Source organism: Buttiauxella warmboldiae (genome assembly GCF_003818135.1).
In the GTDB taxonomy this organism is placed as follows: domain Bacteria; phylum Pseudomonadota; class Gammaproteobacteria; order Enterobacterales; family Enterobacteriaceae; genus Buttiauxella; species Buttiauxella warmboldiae.
On sequence record NZ_RPOH01000009.1, the window covers coordinates 1 to 22,762 of the forward strand.

General features: G+C 51.9%; 19 protein-coding genes, 1 tRNA gene and 1 pseudogene. 15 read left to right on the forward strand and 6 right to left on the reverse strand.

Annotated elements, in window-relative coordinates; all coding sequences use genetic code 11:
* Positions 1–133 precede the first annotated feature (133 nt).
* The 8 genes from EHN07_RS02430 (at position 134) to yejF (ending at position 10,315) form a co-directional block, all read left to right on the forward strand.
* Complete coding sequence (locus EHN07_RS02430; protein WP_124022625.1) at positions 134–1,114, forward strand: CobW family GTP-binding protein; 981 nt, start codon at positions 134–136, stop codon at positions 1,112–1,114.
* A gap of 41 nt (positions 1,115–1,155) precedes the next feature.
* The gene (locus tag EHN07_RS02435; protein ID WP_124022626.1) at positions 1,156–1,863 is read left to right on the forward strand and encodes a phosphatase PAP2 family protein; all 708 of its coding nucleotides are present in this window, start codon (positions 1,156–1,158) and stop codon (positions 1,861–1,863) included.
* 422 nt (positions 1,864–2,285) lie between these two features.
* On the forward strand, positions 2,286–2,852 hold the full coding sequence (mepS, locus tag EHN07_RS02440; protein WP_124022627.1) for a bifunctional murein DD-endopeptidase/murein LD-carboxypeptidase: 567 nt from the start codon (positions 2,286–2,288) through the stop codon (positions 2,850–2,852).
* Between the two features lie 250 nt (positions 2,853–3,102).
* A complete protein-coding gene (locus EHN07_RS02445; RefSeq protein WP_124022628.1) occupies positions 3,103–4,698 on the forward strand; it encodes a cyclic di-GMP phosphodiesterase in 1,596 nt (531 codons plus the stop codon).
* 89 nt (positions 4,699–4,787) lie between these two features.
* Positions 4,788–6,596, forward strand: a complete 1,809-nt coding sequence (locus EHN07_RS02450) for an extracellular solute-binding protein (protein ID WP_124022629.1) — start codon at positions 4,788–4,790, stop codon at positions 6,594–6,596.
* A gap of 8 nt (positions 6,597–6,604) precedes the next feature.
* Positions 6,605–7,702 carry a microcin C ABC transporter permease YejB gene (locus EHN07_RS02455; protein WP_124022630.1) on the forward strand — a complete coding sequence of 366 codons (1,098 nt, stop codon included), beginning with the start codon at positions 6,605–6,607 and terminating at the stop codon, positions 7,700–7,702.
* Positions 7,699–8,724 carry a microcin C ABC transporter permease gene (locus EHN07_RS02460; RefSeq protein ID WP_124022631.1) on the forward strand — a complete coding sequence of 342 codons (1,026 nt, stop codon included), beginning with the start codon at positions 7,699–7,701 and terminating at the stop codon, positions 8,722–8,724. Before EHN07_RS02455 ends, EHN07_RS02460 begins: the two co-directional genes overlap by 4 nt.
* A 1-nt stretch (position 8,725) precedes the next feature.
* Entirely contained in the window at positions 8,726–10,315 is a 1,590-nt protein-coding gene (gene yejF, locus EHN07_RS02465; RefSeq protein WP_124022632.1) for a microcin C ABC transporter ATP-binding protein YejF, read from the forward strand.
* Positions 10,316–10,331: 16 nt separating this feature from the next.
* On the opposite strand, the gene EHN07_RS02470 is transcribed toward yejF, so the two are convergent.
* The 3 genes from EHN07_RS02470 to rsuA all read right to left on the reverse strand — a co-directional run bounded on the left by EHN07_RS02470 (position 10,332) and on the right by rsuA (position 12,949).
* Complete coding sequence (locus EHN07_RS02470) at positions 10,332–10,679, reverse strand: YejG family protein (protein WP_124022633.1); 348 nt, start codon at positions 10,677–10,679, stop codon at positions 10,332–10,334.
* Between the two features lie 344 nt (positions 10,680–11,023).
* A complete protein-coding gene (locus tag EHN07_RS02475; RefSeq protein WP_124022634.1) occupies positions 11,024–12,226 on the reverse strand; it encodes a Bcr/CflA family multidrug efflux MFS transporter in 1,203 nt (400 codons plus the stop codon).
* A gap of 15 nt (positions 12,227–12,241) precedes the next feature.
* Complete coding sequence (rsuA, locus tag EHN07_RS02480) at positions 12,242–12,949, reverse strand: 16S rRNA pseudouridine(516) synthase RsuA (RefSeq protein WP_124022635.1); 708 nt, start codon at positions 12,947–12,949, stop codon at positions 12,242–12,244.
* Positions 12,950–13,123: 174 nt separating this feature from the next.
* Here rsuA and radD point away from each other — a divergent pair, with 174 nt between their 5' ends.
* Both radD and rplY read left to right on the forward strand, forming a co-directional pair.
* A complete protein-coding gene (gene radD, locus EHN07_RS02485) occupies positions 13,124–14,884 on the forward strand; it encodes a DNA repair helicase RadD (RefSeq protein ID WP_124022636.1) in 1,761 nt (586 codons plus the stop codon).
* Between the two features lie 126 nt (positions 14,885–15,010).
* The gene (rplY, locus tag EHN07_RS02490; protein WP_124022637.1) at positions 15,011–15,295 is read left to right on the forward strand and encodes a 50S ribosomal protein L25; all 285 of its coding nucleotides are present in this window, start codon (positions 15,011–15,013) and stop codon (positions 15,293–15,295) included.
* A gap of 49 nt (positions 15,296–15,344) precedes the next feature.
* Here rplY and yejK read toward each other — a convergent pair whose 3' ends face one another.
* Entirely contained in the window at positions 15,345–16,352 is a 1,008-nt protein-coding gene (gene yejK, locus EHN07_RS02495) for a nucleoid-associated protein YejK (RefSeq protein ID WP_124022638.1), read from the reverse strand.
* 136 nt (positions 16,353–16,488) lie between these two features.
* On the opposite strand from yejK, the gene EHN07_RS02500 reads away from it, so the two are divergent.
* The 4 genes from EHN07_RS02500 to EHN07_RS02515 all read left to right on the forward strand — a co-directional run bounded on the left by EHN07_RS02500 (position 16,489) and on the right by EHN07_RS02515 (position 20,569).
* The gene (locus EHN07_RS02500) at positions 16,489–16,716 is read left to right on the forward strand and encodes a YejL family protein (RefSeq protein WP_124022639.1); all 228 of its coding nucleotides are present in this window, start codon (positions 16,489–16,491) and stop codon (positions 16,714–16,716) included.
* Between the two features lie 19 nt (positions 16,717–16,735).
* Positions 16,736–18,499, forward strand: coding sequence for an LPS biosynthesis-modulating metalloenzyme YejM (gene yejM, locus EHN07_RS02505; protein WP_124022640.1), 1,764 nt, complete (start codon positions 16,736–16,738; stop codon positions 18,497–18,499).
* A 73-nt stretch (positions 18,500–18,572) separates the two neighbouring features.
* Positions 18,573–18,649, forward strand: a tRNA-Pro gene (locus EHN07_RS02510).
* A 477-nt stretch (positions 18,650–19,126) separates the two neighbouring features.
* On the forward strand, positions 19,127–20,569 hold the full coding sequence (locus tag EHN07_RS02515) for a sugar porter family MFS transporter (RefSeq protein WP_124022641.1): 1,443 nt from the start codon (positions 19,127–19,129) through the stop codon (positions 20,567–20,569).
* Between the two features lie 35 nt (positions 20,570–20,604).
* Here the strand turns inward: EHN07_RS02515 and EHN07_RS20585 are convergent, their stop codons facing one another.
* Positions 20,605–20,823: a DUF4113 domain-containing protein gene (locus EHN07_RS20585; RefSeq protein WP_425267163.1), complete on the reverse strand. Its 219-nt coding sequence runs from the start codon at positions 20,821–20,823 to the stop codon at positions 20,605–20,607.
* Between the two features lie 226 nt (positions 20,824–21,049).
* A pseudogene (locus EHN07_RS02525) lies at positions 21,050–21,220 on the reverse strand (S24 family peptidase); the annotation flags it as partial.
* A 238-nt stretch (positions 21,221–21,458) separates the two neighbouring features.
* On the opposite strand from EHN07_RS02525, the gene EHN07_RS02530 reads away from it, so the two are divergent.
* Entirely contained in the window at positions 21,459–22,739 is a 1,281-nt protein-coding gene (locus EHN07_RS02530) for a DUF445 domain-containing protein (RefSeq protein ID WP_124022642.1), read from the forward strand.
* Positions 22,740–22,762: the final 23 nt, after the last annotated feature.

Below are 22,762 nucleotides of genomic sequence, written 5' to 3' on the forward strand. Positions count from 1 at the left end.
AGGAAAATCAATTTATTGATTTTCGGTTGATAACCACAACCGTTCTTCACAGGGATGTGAATGCTTCAATTGATGGTAAATGTGGTTCAGGATAGGGATAATTAAGGATTCAGTTAACCTGTCCGGAGCGCCTGTGACTAAAACTAATTTGATTACCGGTTTTCTCGGTAGTGGAAAAACCACCACTATTTTGCATCTGCTGGCCAACAAACCCGAGCATGAAAAATGGGCGGTGCTGGTCAACGAGTTTGGTGAGGTGGGTATCGATGGCGCGCTGTTAGCCGACAGCGGCGCATTATTGAAGGAAATCCCCGGCGGCTGCATGTGTTGTGTCAATGGCTTGCCGATGCAGGTTGGCCTGAATACTTTGCTGCGTCAGGGCAAGCCTGACCGCCTGCTTATCGAGCCAACCGGCCTGGGTCATCCAAAACAAATTCTCGATATGCTCACCGCGGAAGTTTACCAGCCGTGGATTGAACTCAACGCGACGCTTTGCTTGCTGGACCCGCGCCAGCTGCTTGATGAGCGGGCCATCGCTAATGACAACTTCCGCGATCAGCTGGCCGCTGCCGATATTATCATTGCCAATAAAGCAGACCGCGCCGGTGACGAGAGCCGTAACGCTTTGCGTGAATGGCAACAGCGTGAAGGTGACGGGCGCGCCGTGATCGCTGCGCAAAATGGCGATATTGACCTCAGTCTGCTCGACAGGCCTCGTCAAAACCTGCGCGAGCTGCCATCCAGCCCCGAGCACCATCATAGCCATGCCGCCACCCGCGGTCTTGCCGCTTTAAGCCTGCCCGAGCACCAGAACTGGAGACGCAGCATTAATAGCGGCCAGGGCTATGTGGGCTGCGGCTGGATTTTTGCTGCTGAGACGCAATTTGATACCGTTGGCCTTCTCGAGTGGGCCAGGCTGGCACCGGTGGATCGCGTTAAAGGCGTGCTGCGTATCGCGGAAGGTCTGGTGCGAATTAACCGCCAGGGCCATGATTTCCATATCGAAACGCAGAATGTCGCCCCGCCAGACAGCCGCATCGAACTCATTCACAGCGGTGACGTTGACTGGAACGCATTGCAAACCTCACTGTTGAAGCTACGTTTAAGTCTGTAGGTCTACCCTTTCCCTTTTGTTAAAATACCTGATGAATTTGTATGAATAATATCCGCTGGCCTTTTATCCTGATGCTGAACGCGCTGGGATTTGCACTGTTTTTTAGTTGGTACCTGCCCGAGGGGCATGGTTTCTGGTTTACCCTTGATGCCAGCATCTTCTATTTTTTCAACCAGGCACTGATTAAAAGCCATACCTTTCTGGTGCTGGTTGCCGTAACCAATAATCGGGTGTTCGACGGCATTTCGCTATTAGCGATGGGCTCGCTGTTTTTCTGGTATTGGCGCAAAGAGTCAGCTACCGGGCGTCGTCACAGGGTTATCATGGGAATTGTGATGCTATTTTGCGCAATTATCATTAATCAGCTCGGCCATTTAATTCCGGAATCTCACGTCAGCCCTACGCTTTATTTCAGCGATATTTATCGCGTCAGTGAATTGCTGCATTTCCCGACCAAGGATGCCTCAACTGACAGTTTTCCTGGCGACCATGGGTTAATGCTGCTGATTTTCACCGGCTTCATGTTGCGCTATTGCGGCAAAAAAGCCTTCTTTATTGCCATGATTATTTTCCTGGTCTTCATCATGCCGCGCATGATGATTGGCGCACATTGGTTCACGGATATCTTTGTGGGGTCGTTATCTATTGCGCTTGTTTGCCTGCCCTGGGCGCTATTAACCCCGGTAAGCGATGGGTTAATTAACCTGCTGGATCGCTATTTACCCGGCAAAAACCAAGCCATTAATTAACATCAAATAAACATCACTTACCGCCAATCATCAGGGTTTGGAAACGATCCCTGATGTTTTTTTATCTCCCCTTCCGGGCAACCACAGCGATAACTTTTCACCTTCTCCAGGTAAATGAATCACCTGCACATAAAAACACCACTTGTGATTAACCATCGCGCAATATTTATTGTTGTCATTTAACATCACAATTTCTTATAAAAAAACCACCAAAACCACTCGCCACACCTGTGTTGATAAGGTAATCTCGAAGACGTTTTGTGCTTTAAGCCAGTTGCTTAGCAATGTGCATAAATTTGTGCGTCATGCCACAGTTTTGCTCATAAGCCATTGTTTCATTGCGCTCAGGTAATTAGTCTCGCCACGTTGGTATTTTGTATAACGATATTTATCGTTAAGGACATCAAGGGATAACAAACATAATGGTCAAATCTCAGCCTATTTTGAGATATATCTTGCGGGCCATTCCCGCCGTTGCTGTGGCAGTAATGCTGTCAGCCTGTAGTTCGACAAACACCGCAAATATGCATTCTGAGACGCATGCAGTCGGCAATAAAGATAGTTTTTTACTGCAAGCTTCTCAGGATGAATTCGAAGAGATGGTCCGTAATGTAGATGTGAAATCACGTCTCATGGATCAATATGCAAGCTGGAAAGGCGTGCGTTATCGCCTTGGCGGCAGCAATAAAAGCGGCATTGATTGTTCTGCCTTCGTGCAGCGTACGTTCCGCGAACAATTTGGTTTAGAATTACCGCGTTCAACTTCTGAACAGCAGGGTTCCGGTAAATCCATTTCGCGTAATAAATTACGTACGGGCGATTTGGTTCTGTTCCGCGCGGGTTCAACGGGACGACACGTTGGTATTTACATCGGTAATAACCAGTTTGTCCACGCCTCCACCAGCAGCGGCGTGACTATTTCGAGCATGGACGAGCCGTACTGGAAAAAGCGCTATAACGAAGCGCGCCGCGTGTTGAGCCGCAGCTAATGCGCTTATTTGCAGACGGCGACTCCCTTGGCTGTACTGCAAAGCAAGTATCAACGATGGTTACCAAAAAACGCTGCCCAGGCAGCGTTTTTTATTGGCTTAAATTCACCTTAGCCAGCATCCGCCGCTTCATTTTAACGAAATTTATAATTTACATCTGAAACCTTATAACACTGCTGCAACTTTTGCGTTATAGTCGGAAAAAACGCATATAAACAATAAATCTCTTGCTAGTACAGGCACCATGCCCATGTTTTCAAAAACACTTTTTTCACAGCACGTCACCTCGGTCCGACAAATTGTCACCTTTAGCATTGTGGCAGGCATACTTACCGCACTGCTGATGGGTGGCATCACCAGCCTGACGCTCCACAGCAAGCGTGAGGCAAGCTATGACGTGCTGTCTGAAAACATCCTCGCTTACATTAGTGATTTTTTTCACGAGCTTCAGTCCACGACCAACACGGTTCAGCCCTTAACTCTTGCTGATTGCCACCAGGTTTCTGGCGAACTGACAGCTAGCGCCGCCTTTAATGCCAATGTGCGCGCGTTTATATTAGTTCAGGACGGTTTTGCCTACTGCTCTTCTGCAACGGGCAGCATGATGCTTGATATGCATCAGCTTGTTGCGGATATCGACATCCATTCCAGCATTGATATTAATATTCTGCATGGCACCTCGATGATGCCGGGCAAGCCAACGATTGCCGCTTGGTTTAAAAATCCGCAAAACCCGGACAAAGGGGTTTTCGCTACGCTGAATGTTAACCTCACGCCTTATTTGCTTTTTTCCACCCGCCAAAGCGATGTGGCCTCAATGGCGATAATCGCCGGCGATAAGGCGCTCACCACCCTTTCCAGCAACGTGATGAATGTATCTGAGTTGCCGCAGCATCCCACGCGCATCGTCTCAATTCAGGGTTATCCGATTAAGATAGCCCTGTACGGCAAAACCTGGCCTGCGGTCGATATTCAAATCGCTATTCTGACAGGCCTTATCTTTGGCATTCTCGGCGGAGCGCTATGTGCCTGGTTCCTGGTGGTACGCCTGCGCTCCGGGAAAGAGATCCTGACCGGTATTAAACGCGGCCAGTTTTACGTGGTCTATCAGCCAATTATCGATGCCAAAAGCTTAAAAATTTCGGGCGTAGAAGTCTTGATGCGCTGGAACCACCCGAGCGCGGGCTCTATCCCTCCAGACGCCTTTATCGCCTTCGCCGAAGCGCAGCAGCTCATCGTTCCTCTCACCCGTCATTTGTTTGAGCTCATCGCACGCGATGCCAGAAGGCTGCAGCAAATTTTACCCGCAGGCGCGCGGCTTGGCGTCAATCTGGCCCCCAGCCATCTGCACGCGCCTGGATTTAAAGAAGATATTCAGGCTTTTGTCGCCTCATTGCCCGCTCGCTATTTCCAGCTGATGTTTGAAATTACCGAGCGCGATATGGTCAAGGCAAACGAAGCCAGCTCCCTGTTTAACTGGATGCATGAGCAAGGCTTTGAAATTGCGGTTGATGATTTTGGCACCGGACATAGCGCACTGATTTATCTTGAACGCTTCAGGCTTGACTATCTCAAGATAGACAGGGGCTTTGTGAACTCCATTGGTCTGGAAACGGTCACCTCCCCGGTGCTTGATGCGGTGTTAACGCTTGCCCGAAAACTGAGTATGACCACCGTTGCAGAAGGCGTAGAAACACCAGAGCAGGCCAGATGGCTGATTGACCAGGGCGTCAATTACCTGCAGGGTTTTTACTTCGCGCGCCCGCTCACCTTTGAGCAACTCAGACAATGGAAAGAACAGCCGAAAGCATACGAAGAGCTTAGAAGCCCGGTGGTTGCGGACTAACCCGGCCTGCCCCACACAGGTAGCGCTTGAAGTATCATGAGGATAACTTATGATTTATCATCACGACGTTATAAGGATTGGCCCAAACGATGTTAGCCCGCGCCTTCGCTCTGCTCAGCCTGTGCCTGGTGGCCTTCCAGAGCCTGGCCGAAAACATCAGGGAAAGTTATTCATTTGCCGTTTTAGGTGAACCGAAATACGCCATCAGCTTCACCCATTTCGACTACGTCAATCCCGCGGCCCCAAAGGGGGGGAACATCACCCTCTCAGCCATTGGCACCTTTGATAATTTCAACCGCTATGCCCTGCGTGGCAACCCGGGCGTGCGTACAGAAGCCCTTTATGACAGGCTGTTTACCACCTCTGATGATGAACCCGGTAGCTACTACCCGCTGATTGCTGAAATGGCCCGCTATCCGGAAAATTTTGCCTGGGCCGAAATCGAAATTAACCCGCGCGCACGTTTTCATGATGGAACCCCGATCAAAGCCCGCGACGTTGCCTTCACCTTTAATAAATTCATGGCCGAGGGCGTGCCGCAGTTTCGCCAGATTTATAAAGGTGCAAAGGTAAAGGCTATCGCACCTTTAACGCTACGTATTGAGCTGGCTGAACCGAGTAAAGAACGTATGCTGGGGCTGTTCTCGCTGCCGGTGTTTCCTGAAACATTCTGGAAAGATCATAAACTCAGCGATCCTCTCTCCGCGCCACCGCCGGCCAGCGGTCCCTATAAAATAACCGCATGGCGTATGGGGCAGTACATTACCTACTCGCGCGTCAGGGATTATTGGGCTGCCAACCTGCCGGTAAACCGTGGCAGCTGGAACTTTGACACCATCCGCTACGACTATTACCTTGATGACAATGTCGCTTTTGAAGCCTTTAAAGCCGGGGCGTTCGATTTTCGCCACGAAGCATCCGCCAAAAACTGGGCCACGCGTTATATCGGCAAAAACTTTGCCAACCATCACATCGTAAAAGAAGAACAGCCCAACGATGCGGCACAGGACGCGCGCTGGCTGGCGTTTAACGTTCAGCGCCCCCTCTTTGCCGACCGAAAAGTTCGCGAGGCCATCGGCCTGGCCTTTGATTTTGAATGGATGAACAAGGCGCTGTTTTATGGCTCTTATAAACGGGCCAACAGCTATTTCCAGAATACCGAGTATGCGGCGCGAAATTATCCGGATGCCGATGAGCTGACGCTGCTGGCGCCGATGAAAAAGGATTTACCGCCGGAAGTCTTCACCACTATCTACACCCCGCCGACAACCAGCGGCAATGGCTTTGACCGGGAGAACCTGCTCAAAGCGCTGGCGCTACTTAAAGAAGCGGGCTGGGAGATTAAAGACCGGAAACTCACCAATGTGAAAACGGGAAAGCCCTTCATCTTTGAAGTGCTGACAGGTAGCACCGGGAATACCCAATGGGTTTTACCCTTCAGGCACAATCTACAACGCCTGGGGGTGACGATGGAGATCCGCCAGGTCGATAACTCACAGCTCACTAACCGTTTGCGTAACCGTGATTATGACATGATGCCAACCCTTTACAGCGCCATGCCTTATCCCAGCGCCGATGTGCAAATCAGCTGGGCTTCAGAATATGTCGACTCCAGCTATAATGCCCCGGGTGTGAAAAGCCCGGTTATCGATAAACTGGTTTCTCAGATTGTGGCTAATCAGGGTGATAAACAAAAACTGCTGCCATTAGGCCGCGCGCTGGACCGTGTGTTGACCTGGAATTATTACATGATCCCAATGTGGTACATGGCCGCAGACCGCTTCGCCTGGTGGAACAAATTCTCAAAACCGGTGGTTCATCCGCTATATGCCACCGGGTTTGACACCTGGTGGTATGACGTAAACAAAGCCGCTCAACTACCAGAAAATAGACGTTAGGGGCACAGATGGGAAGCTATCTGTTACGCCGTTTGCTGCTCATCATCCCCACCTTATGGGCGATTATCACCCTCAATTTTTTCATCGTGCAGATTGCGCCCGGCGGGCCCGTCGATCAGGCCATCGCTGCTATTCAGTTTGGGCATGGTGCAGGCATTCCGGGAATGGCTACAGACACCATGGGGAGCGGACACGCCCGTGTTGGCGTCGGCAACGCAACGGACAGCCAGTACCGCGGCGCGCGTGGCCTCGACCCGGAAGTGATTGCTGAAATCACCCACCGCTACGGCTTTGATAAACCGATTCATGAGCGCTATTTCAATATGCTCGGCGACTATCTGCGCTTTGATTTTGGCGACAGCCTGTTTCGCAGCTCTTCGGTTTTAAATCTTATTAAGGAAAGCCTGCCCGTTTCTGTCTCGATTGGCCTGTGGAGCACCTTAATTATCTACATGGTGTCCATTCCGCTCGGCATACGCAAAGCCGTCAACAACGGCAGCAGTTTTGATATCTGGAGCAGCACCTTTATTATCATTGGCTACGCCATCCCGGCATTTTTATTCGCCATCCTGCTGATTGTGGTGTTTGCCGGCGGCAGCTATCTGGACTGGTTCCCGCTACGCGGCCTGGTATCGACGCATTTCGACACCCTGCCCTGGTACGGCAAAATAGTGGATTACCTGTGGCATATCACCTTGCCGGTGCTGGCAACCGTGGTCGGCGGCTTTGCGACTTTAACGATGCTGACAAAAAACTCGTTTCTTGATGAGGTTCGTAAGCAGTACGTGGTCACCGCGCGCGCCAAGGGGCTGAGTGAAAAGAAAATTCTCTATCACCACGTGTTCCGCAACGCCATGCTTCTGGTGATTGCCGGTTTTCCTGCCACCTTCATCAGCATGTTTTTTACCGGCTCGCTGCTCATTGAAGTGATGTTTTCACTTAACGGGCTAGGATTACTCGGCTATGAGTCGACGATTTCACGCGACTATCCGGTGATGTTTGGTACGCTTTACATTTTCACCCTGATAGGCCTGCTGCTTAATATTCTGAGCGATATAACCTACACGCTGGTCGATCCGCGTATTGATTTCGAGGGGCGAGGATGAGCCAGTTAAGTCCGGTCAATCAGGCCCGCTGGGCGCGTTTTCGCCACCATAAACGCGGCTACTGGTCATTGTGGATTTTCGCCGTCCTGTTTTTACTAACGCTCGGATCTGAGCTTATCGCCAACGATCGGCCGCTGATCGTCCACTATCAGGATCGCCTCTACTTCCCGTTTATCACCGCTTACAGCGAAAGCGATTTTGGCGGGCCGCTGGCGACTGCGGCAGATTACCAGGACCCCTGGCTTGCCCAGCGCCTGAGCCAAAAAGGCTGGGTCCTTTGGGCGCCGATTCGCTTTGGGGCGAATGCTATTAACTTTGCCGCATCTCACCCCTTCCCTTCCCCCCCAAGCCGTCAGAACTGGCTGGGAACCGACGCTAACGGCGGTGATGTGCTGGCGCGCATCCTCTACGGTACGCGTATTTCAATTCTGTTCGGCCTGATGTTGACCCTCCTTTCCAGCATGATTGGCATTGTTGCGGGTGCGGTACAGGGTTACTACGGCGGGCGCATCGATTTATGGGGGCAACGCCTGATCGAAGTATGGTCAGGGATGCCAACGTTATTCCTGATAATCCTGCTTTCAAGCGTTATCCAGCCGAACTTCTGGTGGCTGCTCGGCATTACGGTGCTGTTTGGCTGGATGAGTCTGGTCGGCGTGGTGCGCGCAGAGTTTCTGCGCACCCGGAATTTCGACTATATTCGCGCCGCTCAGGCAATGGGAGTGAGTGACCGGTCGATTATTCTGCGTCATATGCTGCCAAACGCGATGGTCGCCACGCTCACATTTTTACCGTTTATACTTTGCGGCTCCATAACCACCCTCACCTCGCTGGATTTCTTAGGCTTTGGTTTACCGCTGGGCTCCCCTTCCCTCGGGGAATTGCTGCTACAGGGCAAAAATAACCTCCAGGCACCGTGGCTTGGGATTACCGCATTTTTCTCGCTGGCCATTTTGCTGACGTTACTTATTTTTATCGGCGAAGCAGTGCGCGACGCCTTCGACCCGAGCAAGGCGCTCTGATATGACAACCTCTCTGCTTTCGATTAAGAATTTATCCGTGGCCTTTCGCAGCGGCGATACCGTCCGGCAAGTGGTGGATGACTTATCACTTGAGGTAAACGCGGGTGAAACGCTGGCGCTGGTGGGCGAGTCTGGCTCAGGGAAAAGCGTCACGGCGCTGTCCGTTTTGCGTTTGCTTCCAGCGCCGCCGGTGGTTTACCCCTCAGGCGAAATTTTCTTTAAAGGCGAGGAATTATTACATGCGCCCGAACGCACGCTTCGCACGGTGCGCGGCAATAAAATCGCCATGATTTTCCAGGAGCCGATGGTTTCGCTCAACCCGTTGCACAATATCGAAAAACAGCTTTATGAAGTGCTATCGCTGCACCGTGGCATGCGCCGTGAAGCAGCGCGTGCTGAAATGCTCACCTGCCTTGACAGAGTCGGGATCCGCAACGCAATAAACCGTTTAAATGACTTTCCGCATCAGCTTTCTGGCGGCGAACGTCAGCGCGTAATGATTGCGATGGCGCTGCTCACGCGCCCGGAACTGCTAATTGCCGACGAGCCTACCACCGCGCTGGATGTCACCGTTCAGGCGCAAATTCTGCAGCTGCTCAAAGAGCTCAGGCAAGAGCTGAATATGGGGCTGCTGTTCATCACTCATAACCTGGGTATCGTGCAAAAGCTGGCGGATAATGTGGCGGTGATGCGCAACGGAAAATGCGTTGAGCAAAATTCGGCGGCAAAATTATTATCGGCGCCACAACACTCCTATACTCAGCAATTGCTGGCCGCAGAACCCGCGGGCCGCCCACGCCCGGTTGACGAATCTCGCGCCCCGCTGCTTACGGTTCGTGATTTACAGGTCGCCTTCCCTGTTCGTCGGGGTTTCCTAAAGAAAACCATCGGCTACCGCTATGGAATTAAAGATCTGAGCTTTACGCTACGCGCGGGTGAAAGTATCGGCCTGGTTGGCGAGTCAGGATCGGGCAAAAGCACCACCGGGCTTGCGCTATTACGCTTGATTCACTCCAGCGGGGAGATTTGGTTCGCTGGCAAACCGCTGCATGAGCTTAACCGCAAACAGCTGTTGCCGCTGCGTAGCCGCATACAGGTTGTTTTCCAGGACCCGAATTCCTCGCTCAATCCGCGACTTGATGTTTTACAGATAATTGAAGAAGGTTTGCGCGTCCATCAGCCCGCGTTAAGTGCGGCGCAACGCGAACAAAAAGCGATCGTCGCAATGCAGGAAGTGGGGTTAGATCCGCAGACAAGGCATCGTTATCCGGCTGAGTTTTCCGGCGGACAACGTCAGCGTATCGCCATTGCCAGAGCGCTTATCTTACAGCCTGAATTAATTATTCTGGATGAGCCGACCTCTTCGCTCGACCGTTCAGTACAGGCGCAGATTCTTGCGCTGCTGAAGTCTCTCCAGCAAAAGCATCAGCTGGCCTATATTTTTATCAGCCATGATTTGCGGGTGGTGAAGTCTTTATGCCATCAGGTGGTGGTGCTGCGGCAGGGGGAAGTGGTGGAACAAGGGGCATGCCAGCAAATTTTTGCCGCGCCTCAGGCGGAATACACACGCCAGTTACTTGCGCTTGCCTGAACGGCAAACCTCAGCATCAAAAAGGGTTAGTGCTGGAGAAGGATTCAGCAATAGCGACGCCGAAATTCTTCAGGCGACAGGTTGCCGTTTGTTCATCCTGGCGATTCACAAACAGGCACGGCTGCCCTTCACACTCAACGATCGCCGAATCCACCTCAATATCTCTTAGCGCGAGGCTTAACTTTTGCATCGTCGGCCAGGCGGAATCGCTGTTGCTGTCGCTCAGTAATTTCAGGCCAATCAGGCAATTTTCAGCGCTCTGCCCGTTTTGCGGAATCGGTTCAACTCTGGAGCCTGCAAAACCCGCCAGCCAGCGATAGCGATGCGGTAAACGATGGACGATAGAAAGCTGTAAGGTATTCACTGTGGTATCCCCAAAAAAAAGCCAAAATTATTTCACAAATGATTTACATCAAAAGGTTAACACAATGTTGATGATTTGTGTGTAAACAACCTCGAAACCGCTTACATCCAATGTAAATGTTTGTCTACCATTTCATATTTAAAGGTTTATTTTTGTGCTGCCGCACACATTTCGGCGCTATATGTAACGCTTTATGCGATGTAACTCAACCTTTTTAACCACAAGAGCATGACTTTTTATTGTTGTTAAATTTACATTTGAGAAACAAATTGTAGGCGCTGGCGGGAAATTTTCGTTGATTTGGATTAAAAAAACGGGCAGCTGGCGCTACCCGTTTCACAACTTCAGGATTTTTTAGCGGCTAAGCGCGGACGGCTGGCGTAGAGATAAAAAACGATTGAGCAGGTTGCACATACCGCAATCGAGCAAATCATTGGCCACGCAGAGGTGAAGGTGGCAAACGAGAGCAGCGCTCCGGTTAATGCACCGATACCGAAACGGAAGGTCCCCGCCAGCGAAGAAGCCGTCCCCGCCATATGCGGAAACTCATCGAGAATAACCGCCATTGCGTTAGACGACACCATCGACACGCAGCCCACAAACGCCGCAACCCCCAGCACCATCGACCAGAAACCTAAGCCCAGAGCGGTGCTGAGCACCAGCCAGATGGCCATCGCAAACTGCACGAACAGTCCGCAGCGGAACATCGCCAGCGGGCCAAAACGGCGCACAAAGCGGCTGTTGATAAGCGTCATCACGATCAAAAACAGAATATTTAGCGCGAAGTAGTAACCAAAATGCTGCGGCGCCACGTGGTTCAGCTCAATGTACACAAACGGGCCAGCGCTCAAGAATGAGAACATCGCCGCAAAACTAAAACCGCTCGCCAGCATATAGCTCAACACACGTTTATGGCGGAACAGCGTCGCAAAGTTACCGATGGTGGTGCGCAAATGAAACTTCTGCCGACGCTCAACGGGTAAGGTTTCATGGATCAGGAAGAAAATCATCGCCGATGCCAGCAGCGCCGCCAGGGCGAGGATCCAGAAGATGGCGTGCCAGCTAAACCACACCAGTACCGCGCCGCCGACCATTGGCGCAACCAGCGGCGCAATGGTGGTTATCAGCATCACAAAGGACATCATGCGCGAAAACTCTTCTTTCGGATAAATATCGCGCATCAGGGCGTTAATCACCACGCTTGCCGCCGCTGCCGAAAGACCGTGCAGGAAGCGCATGGCAATCAGGTGGTCGATGGTTTGTGACAGCGCACAGGCTATCGCCGCCGCCGCAAAGATTAGCGTCCCGCCCAGCACCACCGGCTTGCGGCCAATACTGTCCGCCATTGGGCCATAAAAGAGCTGACCGATAGCAAAGCCAAGAATGTAGGTACTTAACGTCATTTGCGCGCTGCCGGCCGGCACGCCAAATTCGGAGGCAATAACCGGCAGTGCCGGCAGGTACATATCAATGGATAACGGCATTAACATGGCCAGCAGGCCAAGTATCACCACAATGCCAACAGACGAATTTTGCTTACTGCTCAACGCTTCCTCCCGAAATTAACGTGGTGGCATGCCAACGCTGGCCACTTCTTCTGCGGTTAATGGGCGGTATTCACCCGGCGCGAGATCCGCATCCATAGCAATGGCACCAATGCGTTCGCGATGTAAACCAACCACATGGTTACCCACTGCGGCAAACATGCGTTTTACCTGGTGGTAGCGCCCTTCGCTGATGGTCAGACGCACTTCCAGCGGCGTGATGACTTCCATTACCGCCGGTAACGTCAGATCTTTTTCATTATGCAATTGAACGCCTGCGGCGAATTGCTCTGCTGTGTCATCGGACACCGGGTTTTCCAGCGTAACCAGATAGGTTTTTTCGCAGTGGTGGCGCGGTGAGGTAATACGATGCGACCACTGGCCATCATCGGTCATCAGCACCAGACCGGTGGTGTCGATATCCAGGCGCCCGGCAGCATGGAGTTTGTGCGCCATCGGCTCATCCAGAAAATAGAGTACCGTTGGATGATCCGGGTCTTCAGTCGAGCAAACATAACCCTGAGGCTTATTCAGCATAAAATAGCGAGGGCCGTTCTGCTGGGTCAGTGAGCGGCCATCAAACTCAACCTGGTGTTCCGGATGCAGTTTAAAGGAGGCATCACGCACCATTTCGCCATCAATAGTGACGCGCTGCGCGCGGATTTCACGGCCAGCGATAGCGCGGCTCACGCCAAGCTGCTGAGAGATAAATTTATCGAGTCGCATTAAAAAATTGCCTGTATCTAAGAAGTGCCAGCAGCAAACGGCTGGCCGGGCATCGGCCCGTGGTATGTATGAAGGTATAAATCTTTTGCCAGTATAGCGTTAACAAAAACTCTCTCAAGGTAAAACGTTTCCCATGGCATAATTGAGCGCGTTATTTCTCTGATATGAGCAGCGATGTCTTTTACTTTACGCCCCTACCAACAAGAAGCGGTGGACGCCACGCTCGCCTATTTTCGCAAACACATCACTCCGGCGGTGATAGTGTTACCGACGGGCGCAGGCAAAAGCCTGGCGATCGCCGAACTCGCACGCGTGGCGCGAGGAAGAGTGTTAGTGCTCGCACACGTCAAGGAGCTGGTCGCGCAGAACCATGCTAAATATTGCGCGCTTGGCCTGGAAGCCGACATTTTCGCCGCGGGCCTGCAACGCAAAGAGAGCCATGGCAAAGTGGTTTTCGGTAGCGTGCAGTCCGTTGCGCGTAACCTTGAACAGTTCCGGGGCGAGTTTTCATTATTGATCGTCGATGAATGCCACCGTATTGGCGATGCCGACGACAGCCAGTATCAGCAAATTCTCAGCCACTTACGCGCGGCCAATCCTGAACTGCGCCTGCTGGGGCTGACCGCCACTCCTTATCGGCTGGGAAAAGGCTGGATTTACCATTTTCACTATCACGGCATGGTGCGCGGCAACGAAAACGCCCTGTTCCGCGACTGTATTTACGAATTGCCGCTGCGCTATATGATTAAGCACGGCTATTTAACGCCGCCCGAGCGCCTGGATATGCCGGTGGTGCAGTACGATTTTAGCCGCTTGCAGGCGCAAGCGAACGGTCTGTTCAGCGAGGCGGATCTTAACCGTGAGTTAAAACAGCAACAGCGTATTACCCCACATATTATCAGCCAGATCGTGGAGTTTGCCGCCGACAGGCGCGGCGTGATGATTTTTGCGGCCACCGTAGAACACGCCAAAGAGGTGACCGCGCTACTTCCTGCGAACGATGCAGCACTGATTACCGCTGATACCCCAGGCCCCGCGCGCGATACATTAATAGCAGCCTTCAAAAAGCAGCAGTTCCGCTTTCTGGTCAACGTTTCGGTGCTGACCACGGGGTTTGATGCGCCACACGTCGATTTAATCGCTATTTTGCGCCCGACGGAATCCGTTAGCCTCTATCAGCAAATTGTTGGCCGTGGTTTGCGCCTCGCACCGGATAAGAAAGACTGCCTGATTCTGGACTACGCCGGAAACCCTCATGATCTGTTTACGCCAGAAGTCGGGGCAGCAAAAGGCAACAGCGACAATGTGCCTGTTCAGGTATTTTGCCCTGCATGCGGTTTTGCCAACACCTTCTGGGGCAAAACCACCAGCGATGGCACCCTGATTGAACACTTTGGCCGCCGCTGCCAGGGCTGGTTTGAAGATGACGACGGCACGCGCGAGCAGTGCGATTTCCGCTTTCGCTTTAAGCACTGCCCACAGTGCAACGCAGAGAACGATATCGCCGCGCGTCGCTGCCATCAGTGCGATCGCATTCTGGTCGACCCCGATGATATGTTGAAAGCCGCGCTGAAATTAAAAGATGCGCTGGTGCTGCGTTGTGGCGGTATGACGCTGCAAAACGGCAGCGACGAGAAAGGTGACTGGCTAAAAATCACCTATTTTGATGAAGATGGTGCAGATGTCAGCGAACGCTTTCGCCTGCAAACGCCTGCCCAGCGCATGGCGTTTGAGCAACTATTTATTCGGCCCCATAGCCGTACCCCAGGCGTGCCGCTGCGCTGGATAAACGCGGCTGATGTCGTGGCGCAGCAATCGGCGCTCCGTCACCCGGATTTTGTCGTCGCCCGCAAGAACGGCAACTTCTGGAACGTGCGGGAAAAGGTATTTGATTACCAGGGACGCTTCCGCCGCGCGAATGAATTGCGCGGTTAACGGTTCTTTTCATTGAAGCGCAAGTCAGATATGGCTATAATCCCGCCCGCTTTTGCATCCGCAAAGCAGGAAATTTACCTGTTGCTGGGTCGCCTGTAACAGGATTATTTAAGAGAGAAACAGTTAATGTTTACTATCAATGCAGTAGAACGCAAAGAGCAGGGCAAGGGTGCGAGCCGCCGCCTGCGTGCAGCTAACAAATTCCCGGCAATCATCTATGGTGGTTCCGAAGCTGCGATCGCAATCGAACTGGATCACGACAACGTAATGAACCTGCAAGCTAAACCAGGTTTCTACGAAGAAGTTCTGACTCTGGTTGTAGACGGTAAAGAAGTTAAGGTTAAAGTTCAGGCTGTTCAGCGTCACCCGTTCAAGCCAAAACTGACTCACATCGACTTCGTTCGCGCTTAATCGCGAATTTAGCTCGAAAAAAAACCCGCTGCGGCGGGTTTTTTTATCGCTATTTGCCAGAGCTTCGGCGCTGGAGCTGATCGCGCAGATTCGGTGGCGTGCCTTTAATGGTCAACGTATCGGTCGCCGGGTCCCAGAAAATACGCTCGCCCAACAGCATGGCATCAAAGCTAATCGTCAACCCACCGCCGCTACCGGAAAATTTGGTTAACTGGCGCAGCGTGCTGCGATCGGCCGGGAAGCTCTCTTCGAGCTGATAACCTTTCTCCGCGGTGAACTGCTGGAAGTTTTTATCATCAACCGCCCACGGCAGCTCCTCTGCAAGGGACGAAAGCTCAATCTCTTCGCCCGCCTGAAGCTGTTCGTTGCAGTAGGCGTAAACCTGCTGACGCGCCGCCTGGCGCTCGTTTTTATCCAGCTGCGCTTCGCTGGTGAAGTCATCCAGCGCCTGCAGCAGACCTTTGTTTTGCGCTTTGGCGTTTAAGCCTTCGCTGGCACCCAAAAAATCCATAAAGAAATCGGCAACTTTGCGCCCGACGCGCCCTTTGAGGAAAGTCAGGTAACGCGTGGACTCCGGGTTGGTTTCCCACTCGGTCAAATCAATACGCGCCACGATATCCGCATGGTTAATATCCAGGTGATGCGTGGAACTGATATCCAGCTCTTCATTAACGCGCATGCTGCTTAAATTATTCAGTACCGCCACCAGCAGATACTCCACCGCCAGATAACGATACTGGCAGAACAGTACGATACCGCCGTCTGCAAACGGATATTTCGCCAGCTCATCACGTAAGCGCCCTGTCGCCGCGCGGCTAAAGGCGAGGAAATCCTCGTTCCCCTTACGCTGCGAACGCAGCGCGTCTGCCAGTTCGCTCTCTTCGCTAAACAGACCATATGCTTTATTTTTTGCACTATAAACGCGGTGCAATTCGGCCATCATTTCTTCTACGGCACCGTTGGTTGCCAACAGAGAATCACGCAGCACGACCTCAAGTGTCTGTTCGCCGCGCTTGATCAACTGGTGTAAGGCAATCTGGTTGATATCCAGACTCATGATAAACTCTCCTTTTAGACTTGGCGGTATTCAACCATTGCCGGAAGCCTTGTGCAACCGAAGATAAAAAAGCAGAAAAACAGCGGCTTCTACGGTAAGATATCGCCCTTTCCCGAATCTAATTGACTGTTAATTTATGCCACAAATATCCCGTTATAGTGACGAACGCGTCGAAGAACTGTTGAGTGAACTGGCGGCCGTGCTGGAAAAGCACCAGACGCCTACCGATCTTTCCCTGATGGTGCTGGGAAATATGGTCACCAACCTGATTAATACCAGCGTAGCTTCTGCTCAACGCCAGTCGCTGGCTCGCTCATTTGCGCAGGCGCTGCAGGCCTCCGTGAGCGAAGACAAAGCTCATTAAGGGATTGTAGCAACACGTTATGGTGACTAACCGTCAGCGCTACCGCGAAAAAGTTTCCCAGATGGTCAGCTGGGGACACTGGTTCGCCCTGTTCAATATCCTGCTGGCAACGCTGCTGGGTAGCCGCTATCTGTTTGTCGCTGACTGGCCGGCAACGCTCACGGGCCGTCTCTACTCCTGGTTGAGCGTCATCGGCCATTTCAGCTTTGTGGTGTTCGCCGCCTATCTGCTGATCCTCTTCCCGCTGACCTTCGTTGTGATGTCGCAACGTCTGATGCGCTTTGTCTCGGCGGCCCTTGCTACCGCCGGCATGACGCTGCTGCTTATCGACAGCGAAGTCTTTACTCGCTTCCATCTCCATCTTAATCCGATCGTCTGGGAACTGGTGATCAACCCCGACCAGAGCGAAATGGCGCGAGACTGGCAGCTGATGTTTATCAGCGTGCCGGTCATTTTCCTGCTTGAAATGCTGTTTGCCACCTGGAGCTGGCAGAAACTACGCAGTCTCGGACGGCGCAAGCACTATGCCCGACCCGTCGTGGTGCTGTTCTTCGTGGCGTTTTTCAGCAGCCATATTATGTATATCTGGGCAGATGCAAACTTCTATCGCCCGATTACCATGCAGCGCGCCAACCTGCCCCTGTCTTATCCAATGACGGCCCGCCGCTTCCTCGAAAAACACGGTTTGCTGGATGCAAAAGAGTACCAGCGTCGTCTTGTGGAACAGGGAAATCCTGAGGCGGTATCGGTGCAGTATCCGCTCAGCGAACTGCAGTTCCGCGACATGGGTACCGGTCACAATGTGCTGTTGATTACCGTGGATGGCCTGAATGCTGAACACGTGCAGAAAGATCTGCCCAACCTCAGCCAGTTTGCCACCAGCAACATTAACTTCACGCAGCATATGAGCGCCGGTAACGCTACTGATAACGGCATTTTTGGTCTGTTCTATGGCATTTCGCCAGCCTATATGGATGGCGTGTTATCCGCCAGGATCCCAGCAGCCCTGATTACCGCCCTTAATCAGCAAGGCTATCAGCTGGGGCTGTTCGCCTCCGATGGCTTTGACTCATCAATGTACCGCCAGGCCCTGCTGTCTGACTTCTCTTTGCCTTCCGCACGCAGCCAGTCTGACGGGCAAACGGCTTCGCAGTGGATTAACTGGTTGACGCAGTACGCATCAGAAGATAATCGCTGGTTCTCGTGGGTGGCCTTTAACGGCACCACTATTACCGCAGACAGCAATCAGCAAGCCTTTACTCGTCGCTATGCTCGAGCCGCCAGCAATGTTGATGAACAAATCAAACGCGTGCTTGAGGCGCTGGAAGCCTCAGGGAAACTCCAGAACACGGTGGTCATTATTACCGCCGGACACGGTGTGCCTCCTGGCAAAGCGCAGAACACTTTCGCCTGGTCGCGCTCGCGCATTCAGGTCCCGCTGGTTATCCACTGGCCAGGGACTCCGGCGCAAACCATCTCGAAGCTTACCGACCATCAGGATGTTATGACCACGCTGATGCAGCGCCTGCTGCACGTTAAAAATCCGGCAAACGAGTATTCACAAGGTGAAGATCTGTTCGCGGCGACGCGTCGTAATAATTGGGTAGTGGGTGCGGATAATAATAGTCTGGCGATTACCCTACCGACGATGACGCTGGTGCTCGATAACAACGGCAATTATCGGATGTATGATTTACAGGGTGAAGGCATCAAAGAAACCCGGCCACAGCTTGGGCTGTTGCTACAGGTGCTGACCGACGAGAAGCGTTTTATCGCCAACTGATTGTTTATTTATGAATCAGTTAGCAGTAACCCATCTTGCAAACGATGGTAAAAAAGGTAGTATTATTTTCATTCGGCGCGTAGCGCAGCCTGGTAGCGCATCGTCATGGGGTGGCGAGGGTCGAGAGTTCGAATCTCTCCGTGCCGACCAATTCTACAGCGGGTTAGAGCTTAAAAGCTCTAACCCGTTTTGCATCCGCTGCGACTTAATCCCTCTTTAAACGCGGCTTCGCCCCAAATCTACAAATTTCCTGACTATTGCTAGCCAATCGTCAACCAGCGTTTCAATTCATTACGTCATTTTCACCCTACGCCTACGCCTACGCCTACGCCTACGCCTACGCCTACGCCTACGCCTACGCCTACGCCTACGCCTACGCATGGTCACCGTAAAACTGTAATCCACTGATTATCAAATAAAAATAAACACACTTTGCGATCTCTCGCACATAAAATAAATTAGCCACTTTACTTAAATATGAAATATATATTTCATTTCAGGACCTGATTATCCTGCTATTAACGCTCTTTTCGGGGAAAGCGTTTCCTCACTGAGCATTGACCTCAGACCGATGAGTTATCGATTCTTTAAATAAATGAGTCAGTTATTAAAGAAGGAGTTAACACCATGGCCGTTTCTGTCCCTCACTGTTCACCCGAAGAAGGAACTTACGATCCGCGCAAGGTCCACCATGATATCTGGTATGTATTACGCATCTGCTTTGTTGCCGCGCTCGGCGGCTTTCTGTTTGGCTTTGACACCGCGGTAATCTCCGGGTCCATTGATGCCCTGAACACGTTGTTTGCGCTCACCCCGGCACAGACCGGATGGGCAGTATCCAACGTCGTGATAGGCTGTGTTATCGGTGCGCTGCTGGCGGGTAAAATAGCCGGTTCGTTGGGGCGCAAAAAAGCGCTTTGCATTGCCGCTATCCTGTTTATTGTTTCTATTGTGGGCGTCGCGCTCAGCTACTCGTTCAGCGCTTTCGTTAGCTACCGGATGATTGGCGGCGTGGCGGTAGGCCTGGCATCGGTTGTCTCACCTATGTATATGTCTGAAGTGGCGCCAAAAGATATGCGCGGTCGCGCCGTTGGCATGCAGCAGTTTGCCATCGTTTTAGGCCAGAGCGTGGTGTTTTTCACCAACTATCTGATTGCCCGCGGCATGCCCCAGGAGTGGATTGTCAACACCGGCTGGCGCTGGATGTTCTGTGTCGGCATCATTCCCTGCATCGCCTTTCTCATCACGGTATTTTTGATCCCGGAATCCCCACGCTGGAATGTAATGAAAGGCTTTGATAATCGTGCTTTTAAAACCTTTGAGCGCATTTCAGACGCCTCGCACGCCAGCCACCTGGTCAACGATATCAAGCGCACCCTGGCGGTTGAGCAACAGACTGGCGGGAAGAAAATTAATTTTCGCTCACCGGATCTCTTTTTTATCCTGATGGTGGGCTGCACGATCGCCGTTTTTAACCAGCTTACCGGCATCAACGCCATTATGTACTACGCGCCGGAAATACTGAAAAATGTGATGGGTTCCATGGAAAGCGCGCTGCTGCAAACCTCGTTGTTGGGCGCGGTGTTCGTTGCCGGAAATGCGCTGGGGCTGTGGCTGATTGATAAAACCGGGCGCGTAAAGCTGATGTATACCAGTTCTTCAGGCTGCGCACTGGGTCTGCTGATCGCCTCTTTCAGCCTCTACACCGAAACGCATGGTTACCTTGCGGTGGCGGGGATGATGCTGTTTTTGGTGGCGTTTTCTGTCGGCTGGGGCGTTGCCTCCTGGGCACTGGTTGCAGAAATTTTCCCTAACCGTATGCGCTCTGCCGGGATGGGGATCGCCATAGGCTGCCAGTGGATTGCCGCCTTCATTGTCGCCCAGCTCTTCCCGATGATTAGCGAAAACGTCTGGTTGAAAGAGACATTCCACGGCGCATTCCCACTGTGGATTTTCGTGGGCTTTATGCTGCTCGCTTTATGGTTAATCCACCGTTTCATCCCTGAAACTAAAGGCGTTTCGCTGGAAAGAATCGAGCAGGTGGTGCTCTCCCGGCGGCGCACTCATTAGCCTGTATACAGAAGCTGGTATGAAAACCGAAAAAGTCAGCGGTTGTGCCGAACAAAACAAGAGTATTCAGACTGATGACAAACCTCATGAGGTTCGCAAACGCGGGTGGTGTAGCACGGGGATAACATAGCCCTCTTCATCTGACATGGTTGTTCAATCCCTTGCTCTGCAAAGTAGAGCGTTCCTCTGCTCTTCTTATTAATGCTATCTATCGCCTGCATCAACGCTTCGCTGTTAATCTTTGGGGGTCTCATCAAAGATGATTGAGTTGCCCCCTCCCGCGGCTAAAAAAGTCGCCCAGCATAATCCCGTAATGCCAATCAGATAAGCATTTTTGTGAATTAATATTCATACTTTTGCTTAGACGGATAACGAAGGAATCAGGGTTGTAGCCCTGTTTACCTTCATCGGAGCCCACTAAATTAGGGCCTCGATTCCTTAACTGACTGGCATTACCCAGCATAATCCCGGCTTTTTGATAGTGGTGTCGACCACTAGCAAATCGCCAGTGCCGATCCCTCCCTCTTGCATCGAATCATCCGCTGCACGCACAAAGTATGTAGCAGCAGGATATTTAACCAGCAGTTCATGAAGGTCGATGCTCTTTTCAGCATAATCCTGTGCCGGTGATGGAAAGGCTGCCATAGTCATGCTCCATACGTGGTTGATTGGCAAAAAATAAAATAGGTTAGCGATATTGTGAATCTCTTACAAAAAAACTGTATGAATACACAGCATTGCTAAACAAAGATGCCAATCAAGCTGCCGACAGAAAGATTTTTATAACAATTTGAAGCACAGGAGAATTTAGCTGGCGCAGACCGAGCGGGTTTTATCGCTGTTCAAATTTGCCCTACCGCTTCACGACCCGGCGTTCTATGCTTAGCGGATGGAGAAAATAGCTGAATTAAAACGCGCCAAGCGCCTTGCGCTGTCCTTACTGCTGATTGCCGCTGTAACCTTTGTGATAACCCTCTTGTTGCCCCCGGGATTCTGGGTGAGTGGCTTAAAAGCTATCGCCGAAGCCGCGATGGTGGGAGCGCTCGCTGACTGGTTTGCCGTGGCGGCGTTGTTTCATCGCCTGCCAATCCCCTTTATCTCTCGCCATACGGCGATAATCCCGCGTAATAAAGACAGAATTGGCGAAAATCTTGGCATTTTTGTGCAAGAGAAGTTTCTCGACGCCCAATCGCTGATCTCCCTGATTCGCCGCCATGAACCGGCAAACCTTATTGGCCAGTGGTTCAGCAAACCTGACAATGCCCGGCGCGTTGGGCAACATCTGTTGCAGGTGATGAGCGCATTTTTAGACTTAACCGACGATGCGCGCATTCAGCGCTTAATCCGCAAGGCCGTTCATAAGGCTATCGATAAAGTCGATTTGACCCATTCAAGCGCCCTGCTGCTGGAAAGCCTGACTAAAAATAACCGCCATCAGGAGCTGCTCGACTCGGTTATTGCACAGATGCTGATGCTATTAAAACGTGAAAGCACACGGGCGTTAATTGCCCGTCAGATAGTGCGTTGGCTGGAAACCGAACACCCACGCAAAGCAAAAATCCTGCCAATAGAATGGCTCGGGGAACACAGCGCCGACATGGTTTCTAATGCGGTAAACTCATTTCTTGATGACGTCAGCCACGATCGAGGGCACCAGATCCGCCAGGCTTTCGATCGTGCCACGCTAAAGCTCATTGAAAATCTCAAACGCTCGCCGCAAATGGCTGAAAAGGCCGACGGTATTAAACGTTATCTGCAAGAGGATGAGGCCTTTAACCGCTATCTGGGCGAACTGTGGGGCGATTTGCGCGAATGGTTGAAAGTGGATGTTAATTCTGAAGATTCGCTCATGAAAAAACGCATCGCAGAAGCCGGGCAGTGGCTGGGGGAGACGCTGGTTGCCGATAGCGCGCTGCGCGCTTCGTTGAATGAGCATCTGGAGCAGGCGGTACAAAAAGTGGCCCCCGACTTCGCCACGTTTCTGACACGCCATATTAGCGATACGGTTAAAAGCTGGGATGCGCAGGATATGTCGCGGCAAATTGAGCTGAATATCGGCAAAGATTTACAGTTTATCCGCATTAACGGCACGCTGGTTGGCGGCACTATCGGGTTGCTGCTGTATCTGCTGTCACAGCTACCCGCGGCGCTGCCGTTGCTGAACTGGTGAAGAAGAGATGAATGAGGCGAGTA

Bases quoted from the DNA above. Each gene is read 5' to 3' on its own strand.
- EHN07_RS02435 (WP_124022626.1), top strand. From the start codon at position 1,156: ATGAATAATATCCGCTGGCCTTTTATCCTGATGCTGAACGCGCTGGGA.
- mepS (WP_124022627.1), top strand. From the start codon at position 2,286: ATGGTCAAATCTCAGCCTATTTTGAGATATATCTTGCGGGCCATTCCC.
- EHN07_RS02445 (WP_124022628.1), top strand. From the start codon at position 3,103: ATGTTTTCAAAAACACTTTTTTCACAGCACGTCACCTCGGTCCGACAA.
- EHN07_RS02450 (WP_124022629.1), top strand. From the start codon at position 4,788: ATGTTAGCCCGCGCCTTCGCTCTGCTCAGCCTGTGCCTGGTGGCCTTC.
- EHN07_RS02455 (WP_124022630.1), top strand. From the start codon at position 6,605: ATGGGAAGCTATCTGTTACGCCGTTTGCTGCTCATCATCCCCACCTTA.
- EHN07_RS02460 (WP_124022631.1), top strand. From the start codon at position 7,699: ATGAGCCAGTTAAGTCCGGTCAATCAGGCCCGCTGGGCGCGTTTTCGC.
- yejF (WP_124022632.1), top strand. From the start codon at position 8,726: ATGACAACCTCTCTGCTTTCGATTAAGAATTTATCCGTGGCCTTTCGC.
- rsuA (WP_124022635.1), bottom strand. From the start codon at position 12,949: ATGCGACTCGATAAATTTATCTCTCAGCAGCTTGGCGTGAGCCGCGCT.
- radD (WP_124022636.1), top strand. From the start codon at position 13,124: ATGTCTTTTACTTTACGCCCCTACCAACAAGAAGCGGTGGACGCCACG.
- rplY (WP_124022637.1), top strand. From the start codon at position 15,011: ATGTTTACTATCAATGCAGTAGAACGCAAAGAGCAGGGCAAGGGTGCG.
- yejK (WP_124022638.1), bottom strand. From the start codon at position 16,352: ATGAGTCTGGATATCAACCAGATTGCCTTACACCAGTTGATCAAGCGC.
- EHN07_RS02500 (WP_124022639.1), top strand. From the start codon at position 16,489: ATGCCACAAATATCCCGTTATAGTGACGAACGCGTCGAAGAACTGTTG.
- yejM (WP_124022640.1), top strand. From the start codon at position 16,736: ATGGTGACTAACCGTCAGCGCTACCGCGAAAAAGTTTCCCAGATGGTC.
- EHN07_RS02515 (WP_124022641.1), top strand. From the start codon at position 19,127: ATGGCCGTTTCTGTCCCTCACTGTTCACCCGAAGAAGGAACTTACGAT.
- EHN07_RS20585 (WP_425267163.1), bottom strand. From the start codon at position 20,823: ATGAGACCCCCAAAGATTAACAGCGAAGCGTTGATGCAGGCGATAGAT.
- EHN07_RS02530 (WP_124022642.1), top strand. From the start codon at position 21,459: ATGGAGAAAATAGCTGAATTAAAACGCGCCAAGCGCCTTGCGCTGTCC.